General features: G+C 69.7%; 11 protein-coding genes and 1 tRNA gene. 5 read left to right on the top strand and 7 right to left on the bottom strand.

Annotation, left to right across the window (positions count from 1 at the left end; all coding sequences use genetic code 11):
- The first annotated feature begins 58 nt into the window (after positions 1–58).
- Together NBW84_RS05200 and NBW84_RS05195 are read left to right on the top strand one after the other, a co-directional pair.
- Positions 59–523 carry a DUF1772 domain-containing protein gene (locus NBW84_RS05200; RefSeq protein WP_250282202.1) on the top strand — a complete coding sequence of 155 codons (465 nt, stop codon included), beginning with the start codon at positions 59–61 and terminating at the stop codon, positions 521–523.
- Positions 520–1056 (top strand): nuclear transport factor 2 family protein, encoded by a 537-nt coding sequence (locus NBW84_RS05195; protein WP_445548639.1) that lies wholly within the window; start codon positions 520–522, stop codon positions 1054–1056. Before NBW84_RS05200 ends, NBW84_RS05195 begins: the two co-directional genes overlap by 4 nt.
- Before the next feature lie 219 nt (positions 1057–1275).
- Here the strand turns inward: NBW84_RS05195 and NBW84_RS05190 are convergent, their stop codons facing one another.
- A complete protein-coding gene (locus NBW84_RS05190) occupies positions 1276–1866 on the bottom strand; it encodes a 2'-5' RNA ligase family protein (protein WP_250282198.1) in 591 nt (196 codons plus the stop codon).
- 84 nt (positions 1867–1950) lie between these two features.
- Positions 1951–2154 carry a hypothetical protein gene (locus tag NBW84_RS05185; RefSeq protein ID WP_250282196.1) on the bottom strand — a complete coding sequence of 68 codons (204 nt, stop codon included), beginning with the start codon at positions 2152–2154 and terminating at the stop codon, positions 1951–1953.
- 730 nt (positions 2155–2884) lie between these two features.
- Here NBW84_RS05185 and NBW84_RS05180 point away from each other — a divergent pair.
- Together NBW84_RS05180 and NBW84_RS05175 are read left to right on the top strand one after the other, a co-directional pair.
- On the top strand, positions 2885–4150 hold the full coding sequence (locus tag NBW84_RS05180; RefSeq protein ID WP_250282194.1) for a helix-turn-helix domain-containing protein: 1266 nt from the start codon (positions 2885–2887) through the stop codon (positions 4148–4150).
- Complete coding sequence (locus NBW84_RS05175; protein ID WP_250282192.1) at positions 4147–4710, top strand: GNAT family N-acetyltransferase; 564 nt, start codon at positions 4147–4149, stop codon at positions 4708–4710. Before NBW84_RS05180 ends, NBW84_RS05175 begins: the two co-directional genes overlap by 4 nt.
- 200 nt (positions 4711–4910) lie before the next feature.
- On the opposite strand, the gene NBW84_RS24085 is transcribed toward NBW84_RS05175, so the two are convergent.
- The 5 genes from NBW84_RS24085 to NBW84_RS05155 form a co-directional block, all read right to left on the bottom strand.
- Positions 4911–5039 (bottom strand): hypothetical protein, encoded by a 129-nt coding sequence (locus tag NBW84_RS24085; RefSeq protein ID WP_445548394.1) that lies wholly within the window; start codon positions 5037–5039, stop codon positions 4911–4913.
- Complete coding sequence (locus NBW84_RS05170; protein WP_250282190.1) at positions 5036–5590, bottom strand: tyrosine-type recombinase/integrase; 555 nt, start codon at positions 5588–5590, stop codon at positions 5036–5038. The genes NBW84_RS24085 and NBW84_RS05170 overlap by 4 nt, the downstream gene beginning before the upstream one ends.
- Before the next feature lie 314 nt (positions 5591–5904).
- Positions 5905–5976: transfer RNA gene (locus NBW84_RS05165), tRNA-Val, on the bottom strand.
- 215 nt (positions 5977–6191) lie between these two features.
- Entirely contained in the window at positions 6192–6596 is a 405-nt protein-coding gene (locus NBW84_RS05160; protein WP_250282188.1) for a hypothetical protein, read from the bottom strand.
- A gap of 37 nt (positions 6597–6633) precedes the next feature.
- The gene (locus NBW84_RS05155) at positions 6634–7092 is read right to left on the bottom strand and encodes a peroxiredoxin (protein WP_250282186.1); all 459 of its coding nucleotides are present in this window, start codon (positions 7090–7092) and stop codon (positions 6634–6636) included.
- Positions 7093–7766: 674 nt separating this feature from the next.
- Here NBW84_RS05155 and NBW84_RS05150 point away from each other — a divergent pair.
- A partial coding sequence (locus NBW84_RS05150; RefSeq protein WP_250282184.1) for a DUF4234 domain-containing protein occupies positions 7767–8188 on the top strand: 422 nt, incomplete at its 3' end.

The raw sequence follows: 8188 nt of genomic DNA, 5'->3' as shown, positions 1-8188 counted from the left end.
GGCGCAGCAGCCGATCAGCCACGGAACCGACTGACAAACCGACCGAAAAGAGGCAGTTGTGAGCAGCCTGGCCACCGCCGCCGCGCTCGTCGCAGTCGCGGCTGCCGCGATCATCTATGGCACCGATGTCTTCTCCGCGCTCGTACTGCGCCCTGCCGCGGTCGATGCCGCTGACGCCTCCGTGGCCGACCTGATCGGCCGGGTCCACGAGTACGGAGATCGCCGGCTGCCCGTGCCCGGAGCGGTCTCCGTCCTCGCCGCGGCGCTCGCCACCGTGGCCAGCGACACCAGCCCCGCGCGCATCGGCGGCACGACAGCGCTGGCCGCGCTGCTGGCCTGGCTCGCGATCTACGTACGCGTCAGCGCGCCGATCAACAAGCGGCTCCGCGCGGCCGCGGCCAGCCACACCGTCCCGGCGGACACCCGGGCCCTCCAGCAACGCTGGGACAGCGTCATCTGGGCCCGGGCCGCCCTGCAGACCATCGCGCTGGCCGGTCTACTCGTCATCATCCTCGGTCGATGACCAGGAGACCTGTCCAGCGACCAACGTGCCCAGTTACCGAAAGTGTGGTGAACATGGATCCACGGCAGACCGCCGACGCGGTCGCGCAAGCCATGACATCTCGCGATCACGCGGCGCTCATGGCCCTGTACGCCGAGGACATCGTCTTCAGCTCGCCCGTCACCGCCGTGCGGTTCACCGGCAAGGCAGAGGTGGGCGCGCTCATGGCTCACGTCCTCGCCGGTTTCCAGAGCTGGGAACGCACCTTCGTGTTCACCGGCGACGACGAGTGCGTGTTCGGCGCCCGCGGGCGCATCGGCGGCCACGACATCGACCTGGCCGAACACTTCCGTCTGGACCCGGCCGGACGCGTGGCCGAGATCAGCATCTACGGACGCCCGCTGGCCGGCATCGCCGCCATCGCCGCTGTCGCCGCCCCACCACTCGCCGCCCGCCACGGCCGCAACCGTGAGCGCCTGGTCGGCCTGATCTCCCGCGGTCTCCCCGGCGCCCTGGCCCGGGGAGACCGGCTCATCACCCGTCTGGCCCGCTGAAACACGGCCCCGCTGGCGGAGCGGCGCCCCTCACTGGCCATGGTCAACCAGCATCATGATCCCCCAGCGGCAACCGCGGGCGCGTTGCTACACCCGCGGCAGTTCGCACCTTTCGAGCCCCCAGCAGCCATCTCGGGAGGCCCGCAGACGCCCCCAGCAGACGGAGCGAAGCCGATCAAAGATCGGCAAGCAAGGCAACCCACGCACCGTAGAGGTTACTCAGCCGCCGAGCGGCATGGTCACGACAGTGGTCCATCGGTAGACCCGCTCGTCGCGGTTGAGGTCGATGAGCTGGATCGCGCGGACGGTGGTGGTGACGCTCATCGGTTCGACCGCGAAAAGACGCTGACGTAGCGGCTCCGCCGAGGTGTCCGCGCCGGAATAGGCGACGGAGACGTGTGGGGTGAAACCGTCGGCGGTTTCAGGCACCCTTTCGGGCCCCCACACGTCGGCGATCGCGGCTCGGACGGTGGCGCGTAGTTCCTCCACTGGCTGCCACGGGGCGGTCTGGAGCATGACGGCTTCCGGGTCCGCGTCCGCCGGCCCGAGGGTCAGGTCGAACGGATCGAGCTGGCGGCAGCGTGTACACGCCGCGGTGATGATGCCGTTCAAGTCCCCGGGGGTGCCCTCGTCGGCGAAGCCGACTCCCTGCATGGTCAGGTGCAGGCCCTCCGCGGGCACCAGGTCGAGGGTCGGCAGAGTGAGTGCCTGCTGATAGCGGTCAGCGAGGTCGACCACGTCGGAGGCGCCGTCGAAGGTGATGTGGAACGGTAGAACGACCGGCCGATCTTCCAGCCGGGGCGCCACCACCAGTGCTCCCGCATCCGTTCCAACCGGGCGAACGCTTCCCGGCGGGCATCGACATGCCGCTGCTCCCGAGTCATACCGGGGAGGCTAGCCACCGGGCAACGCCGGCCGTGCGCTGTTCTGCCAGTCAGCGGCCAACTCGGCCAGATCCCGCATGGGCGCGGCCGGCAGAAAACGACGGCCGGCGTCGAGGAACTGCGTGAGAACTTCCGGGGGCCAGTCCAACGGCCCGTCATCCCACGGCAGAACCTGATCTTTCAGGCCGTAGATCTCTCCGTGAGCTGTCCACATACGTAACCCCCCAGTTGTAACAAGCCCCCTGCGCGGGAGTGCAGGCCGGCCAACATCACTACCCACGCGGTCATCCCGACGTCCATGACGACCGTGATCCGGCCCGTAATCCGGGAACGATGCGCGGTGGCGCCGGGGCGTGCTGGCACCGGCGTTGTCGGTACGCCCGGTTCGCTCATGGCGGTCTGTTCTCTGCGCTGCTGGAAGGACGCGCCGGCCCGCAGCCACGCCCACGGGCAGCGTCGGCAGTAGGCGTGGCGCGCGGGCCGGCGCGCGTTCGGGCAGGCCCCCGCCCTGCTCACCAGGCACGGACGGCGGGGGCCTGCGTCTTAGGTCCCCGTGCGGGGAGAGTGGAACGGGAAAACGATCGGGACGACACGGCCGTCGAGCCCGCAGCTTGTCGCGTGATGATCTACGGCGGCTACGGTCGGGAACGGCAGACGAACCTCGACCGGCTGCTGTCCTGGGCCGTAGACGATGACGGCGTACAGCACCGCGTCCGCCGGCGTGTCCGGCCGGGGCAGAGTCCGGATCGTGCAGGTCCCGGTATGTGGCACGACATCCCCCAATCGCCTGTTGGTTGCGCGGCCGGCCGGGTTATCGTGCCGACGCGACACATTTCATGACGGTGCGCGACAGCCGACTAGCTGTGACGAGGTGAGCTGCCGTTGACACACACGTCACGCGCATCTCACGCACGTGTTGTCACACCGTGGCGGAAGGCACACAGGTGAACGATCAGGCCGCGGTCGAGTACCTCGCCGGCCGCATCCGCGCGCTGCGCCTCGCCGCGGGCATTCGCAGCCTCGCCGAGCTCGCCCGGCGCACCAACCTGGACCGGGCCGGGATCAGCCGGGCCGAAAGCGGCCGGAACCTGCCGTCCGAAGTCGTCGTGAAGGCCATCGACACCGCGGTAGACGCGGGCGGAGAGTTAGTAGAACTCCGCGCGCGGATCCACCGGACGAGGATCGGTGCCGGTGACCCGCGGGAGGGGGTGGGCGTCACGGACCGGCGGCAGATGTTGGAGGCGGGCGCGTTCACCATGCTGTCCGCGCTCGCCGCGGACACCTCCCGGGAGATCGCGCACGGTGACCCTGACCCGCTGACGCTCGCGGACATCGATGACGACATCGACCGGATCGCCGCGGTCTACGCCGTCACCCCGCACACTGTGCTCCTCCCCCAGGTCGAACGGCGCTGGTTGCAGGTCGACACCGCGCTGAAGGGCCGGACCAGCCTGGCCGTACACCACCGGTTGAGCCTGGCGGCCGGGCGGCTGTCCTACTTCGCTTCCCGGCTGGCGTTCAACGTCGGTGACTTCACCACGGCCCGGCATCTCGCCGTGCTCGCCGGACAGTACGCCGAGCAGACGCAGGACGCGGTGCTGCTCGCGTCGGTCGCCGGGATGCACTCGGGCATCGCCTACTACCGGAAACGGTATGACGTGGCCGTGTCCGTCTTCGGCGGGTATCCGCCCGATCCGCCGTACCTGCGGGCCCGGAACGCGGCCTACCGGGCGCGCGCCCACGGACGCCTCGGTAATGCGACCGCGGCCCGGGCCGAGCTGGCACTGATGCACCGTTCCCTGACCGACGAACCGCCACAGCCAGGGGATCTCCCGCTCGGAGAGGCCGCGGCAGGCATGTTCGCGGCGAGCGCCCTCACGTCGATCGGATACGGCCAGGAGGCGGAGCCGTGGGCACGGCGGTCCGTGGCCGCGCACGAGGCCACCGGGCCGCAGGTGAACCGGGAGGAGTGGGGGCATGCCCTGCTCACCCTGTCCGCGGCGTTGATCTGCCGGGACCATCCGGACCCGGAAGAGGCTGCCCGGGTCGGCGTCCAGGTCCTGGACGTCGTCGACGGCCACCCCACCCACACCGTGACCCAGCGCGCCGGGGAGATGCTGGGCATGCTGGCGGACTATCGGACCCTGCCCGCCGTGGTCGACTTCCGCGAACGGCTCGCGGCCGCGCCACGTCCGGCGCTGACGGCATGAGTGGCCTGTCCGGCGAGCCAACCGTGCTCGTTGTGCCGACGGTGGTCACGGACCGGCTGATCCTGCGCTGCTGGCGGCCGGCGGACATCGACCCGTACGCGGCGATGAACGCCGACGAGGAGACCATGCGCTACCTCAACGGCCCGTTCGACCGAGCCGGCACCGAGCGGCTGATCACCCATCTGGCCGGCATGTGGGTGCTGCTCGGGTATGGCATGTGGGCGGTCGAGGACAAGGCCACCGGCGAGTTCCTGGGCCGGGCCGGGTTGTACTACGCCGACGGCTGGCCCGGGGTCGAGGTCGCCGTGTCCATCCGCCGGGACCGCTGGCGGCAGGGACTCGGTACGGAAGCGTGCCGTGCCTCGATCACCTGGGGATTCACCACCCTCCCCGTGGACGAGATCATCACGTTCCCCAACCGGGACAACGCCGGGATGAACGGGGTCGCCCGCACGCTCGGCATGGTGTTCCAGGGTGAGGCATCAGCCATCGGCCCGTGGCGGGACAGCAACCTGTACAGCACCACCCGGGAGAAGTGGGCTGCGGCTATCGGCAGCTGACCGGGCCACGCGCTGACTGTGCATCAGGTCGGATCATCCGTGCGCTGGACGGAGCGTCGTTGCGCTGTCTGCTGGCGGAGCTCCGCCGCAACCCGGTCATGCTGGGCATTCCGCTCGAGGCGGTGGGCGGCACACAGAACATCATCGGGCGGTTGGGGCTCGGCGCAGTCGTCGTGCTCGCAGGTCACATAGCAATCTTGCTACCCGGCAAGATGGGCCGCGAGGGCGTAGGCGGCGTGGCGGTCGAGGTTGTGCCGGGCCCGGTCGTATCGGCGGGTGGTGCGCGGGTCGGCGTGGCCGGCGGCGTCCTGGACGTCGCGCAGGCTCACCCCGGCGTCCACGTGTGCGCGGCGGTGTGCCGGAACTGGTGCGGGTGCAGGCCCTTGATGCCAGCCGCCTCGCCGCGGCGCCACAGCATCTGACGGATGCCGTCGGCGCTGAACGAGCCCCGGCCCTTCTCCCCAAGCCACAGTGCGTCGGTCTTCTTCGCCCAGCGGTCTTTGCTGCGTACCCGCAGGTACCGCTCCAAGGAGATGCCTGTCTTCGAGCCGAACGGGACGGCGCAGCCCTTCCGCCCCTTCGCCAGGATATGGATCACGTCCTGGGTGAGGTCGACGTCTTCCACGGTCAGATTCGCGATCTCGGCGCGGCGGGCACCCGTGTCCATGAACAGGCAGATGATCGCCTCGTCGCGGCGGGAGACCAGGTCCCGGCCGGCGCATCCGGCGAGCAAGGTCCGGATCTGATCGTCGGCGAGAACCGGCACCGGCTGTTCGGGGACGACCGGCGGGCGCATCCGGTCGAGCGGCGACCGGTCGAGATCCTCTTCCTCGGTGAGCCACTGGCCGAACTGCTGCAAGGCCCGGAAGACGAGGGACACGGTTGCTGGGGCCTGGCTGGCCGCGTAGTCGGCGAGGAAGGCTTCGACGTGGAACGTTCCAGCTCCGCCGGGTCGGTCGGGCCGTCGTTCGCGGCGAGGTGGCGGACAAGGTCGTCGGCCGCGCCGAGATACAGGGTGCGGGTGCGGACGGAGAGGGTCCGACCTTCCAGCGACCGGCTTCACTGGCGTACCAGCGACCCCCACGAACCATGGTCAACAGGACTCATGATCGAACAGTTTAGCGCTGTCTGTCCAACGTGCTCCGCTCGCAAGCCAGCGGCCGAAGCTGAAAACCGCTGCGGTGTAAGGGATTGTGGGCGCGGCAGGGATCGAACCTGCGACCACTCGCTTGTAAGGCGAGCGCTCTCCCGCTGAGCTACGCGCCCGGGATGCTCGTAAGCGTACGCAACAGCGCACGGCTGTGGGGGATGGATGCCACGGAAACCGGTGCCCGGTACGGATGTCGACGTCGTCCGTGCCGGGGAACGTCCGTCCGGGCCCGGCGCGGGGTTGCCGGCTGTCCGGGCGCGCCGCTGGCCCGTGCGTGTGCCCGCTTGGCCCTGCCGCCGGTCGGACGGGCCGAGCGGGCACACGTCACCGGTCACCTCAGGCTGTGGCCCAGCATCCGGGCGAGGGCGGCCTCGACCTCGGCGCTGAGTTCGGGGGGTGCGGGCACCGGCTGTGCGGGCGCCTCCCCCGACGCCGAGGCCGAGGCCGGGGTCGACGTCGACGTACGGATCGGAAGAGCAGAGCCGGCCGGAAGATCAGGACCGGACAGGGCCGGCTGGATCTCCCGGCCGCAGTCCTGGCATGAGATCAGGCCGAGAGCCTTGGCCAGGTGTGTCGAGCCGCAGTTGCCGCAGCGGTCGAGGGTCTGCGACCAGCCGACCGTCTGCTGGCACTGCGGGCAGAACAGCACCTGCTCACCCGCCACGACCGCCCGCCGCCACGGGCTGGCTCCCCGGGTGGGGTCGGTCTGGCGGGTGTGACAACGAAAGCACGGCATCCTGCAACCTGATGTGACGGGAAAGAGCGGGTGCAGCCTACAGCGCGGCGAGCGCCTTGAGGTACTCGGTGTGGTCCCGGGCCTCACCGGGGCCGTTCACGATCTTCCAGTGGACGACGCCCTCCTTGTTGATGATGAAGGTCGCCCGGACGGCGAATCCCTTGCTCTCCTCGAAGACGCCGTAGCTGCGCGCCACCTCGCCGTGCGGCCAGAAGTCGGCCAGCAACGGGAAGTCGTATCCCTCGCGCTCCGCCCACACCTTGTGGGCGTAGGGCGAGTCGACCGAGACCGCGAGAACCTGCACATCGTCGTTCTGGAACGACGAGAGATCGTCGCGGACCGCGCAGAGCTCGCCCTGGCAGATACCGGTGAAGGTCAGGGGGTAGAACAGGAGGACGACGTTACGCCGCCCACGGAACTCCGAGAGTGCGACCTCCTCGTTGTTCTGATCACGCAGGGTGAAGTCAGGGGCGATGCTGCCCACGTCGACGGCCACTGGCACATCCTCTCGACAGTAACGGTGTGTATTCGGATAAGGGGCGGCTGGCCACCCGTTCCCAGCATGCCATCTGATCGGCCCCTGGATCAGGATCCCCCGCGCCGGTGGCCGCCCGCGCCGGCGCCGCCGGCCACCACCTCCCGCCGGCCTCCTGTCACCTCCTGTGCTTCCCGGTCCGTCATACGGCGCCGATGTGGCCGGAGGCTACTGGTCGGATGTCCTGGCCGGTAACGTTCATCCCGTCCCGTCGACCCGGACGCGCCTGCCGTCACCCCGCTCCCACTCGCTTCACGCTTCCATCCGTTTCACCGGGTGTATCCGCTTCCTTCGGCGGCGGACGCCTCGCGCGGCTGCCGGGCGGTCTGCCGGTGTTGTTCCGATCGGCCCGGATCGGCACATCCGTCGGGGTGTATGAAACCGCGAGGGATGTACGAGACGACGGCACACGAAAAAGCAGGGAGCACGGTGACCGATCAGAATTTCGGTCCGTATGGTCAACATGAGTACGGACAGCAGCCGCCTGGGCCACACAGCACGAATCCGTACGACCAGCCCCCGCCGGGGGATCGTCACAGCAGCCTCGGACACGGGGACCAGCCCGGCTACGGGGACCAGCCCGGGCACGGAGGCCAGTTGGATACGGGGCCGGGTACCTCACGCCGGGCGCCCCTGTGCCCGACGTCTACCCGCAGCCGGTGGGCGCGGGTATCCGCGGCCGACGGCGCAACCCCTTCGCGTCCTGGCTCGGCCTGCCTCTGATCACCTTTGGCATCTACGACATCGTGTGGGTCTACAAGACCAACAAGGAGCTCAACGCCTACGACCGGCGGATCGACGTCAACCCGGTCCTGTCGGTGCTCGCGGTGACGCTCGGAGGGCTCCTGATCGTGCCGTCGCTCGTGGCCGTGTGGCGGCTGGGCACCCGCGCCCGCCAGGCCCAGCGGGCGGCCGGCCTGCCCGAGCTGAGCGCCGGTGTCGCGTTCGTCCTCTGGCTCGTCGGCGGCGGCCCGCTGTACCTCCAGTATGAGATCAACAAAATCTGGGACCGTTACCCGGGCTCGGTGGAAGGACAGCAGGTACCTCTGTACGCCTG

The organism is Protofrankia sp. CiP1_Cm_nod2, from assembly GCF_920664355.1.
Classification (GTDB): Bacteria; Actinomycetota; Actinomycetes; order Frankiales; family Frankiaceae; genus Protofrankia.
This window is presented reverse-complemented; position numbering and strand designations above follow the sequence as displayed.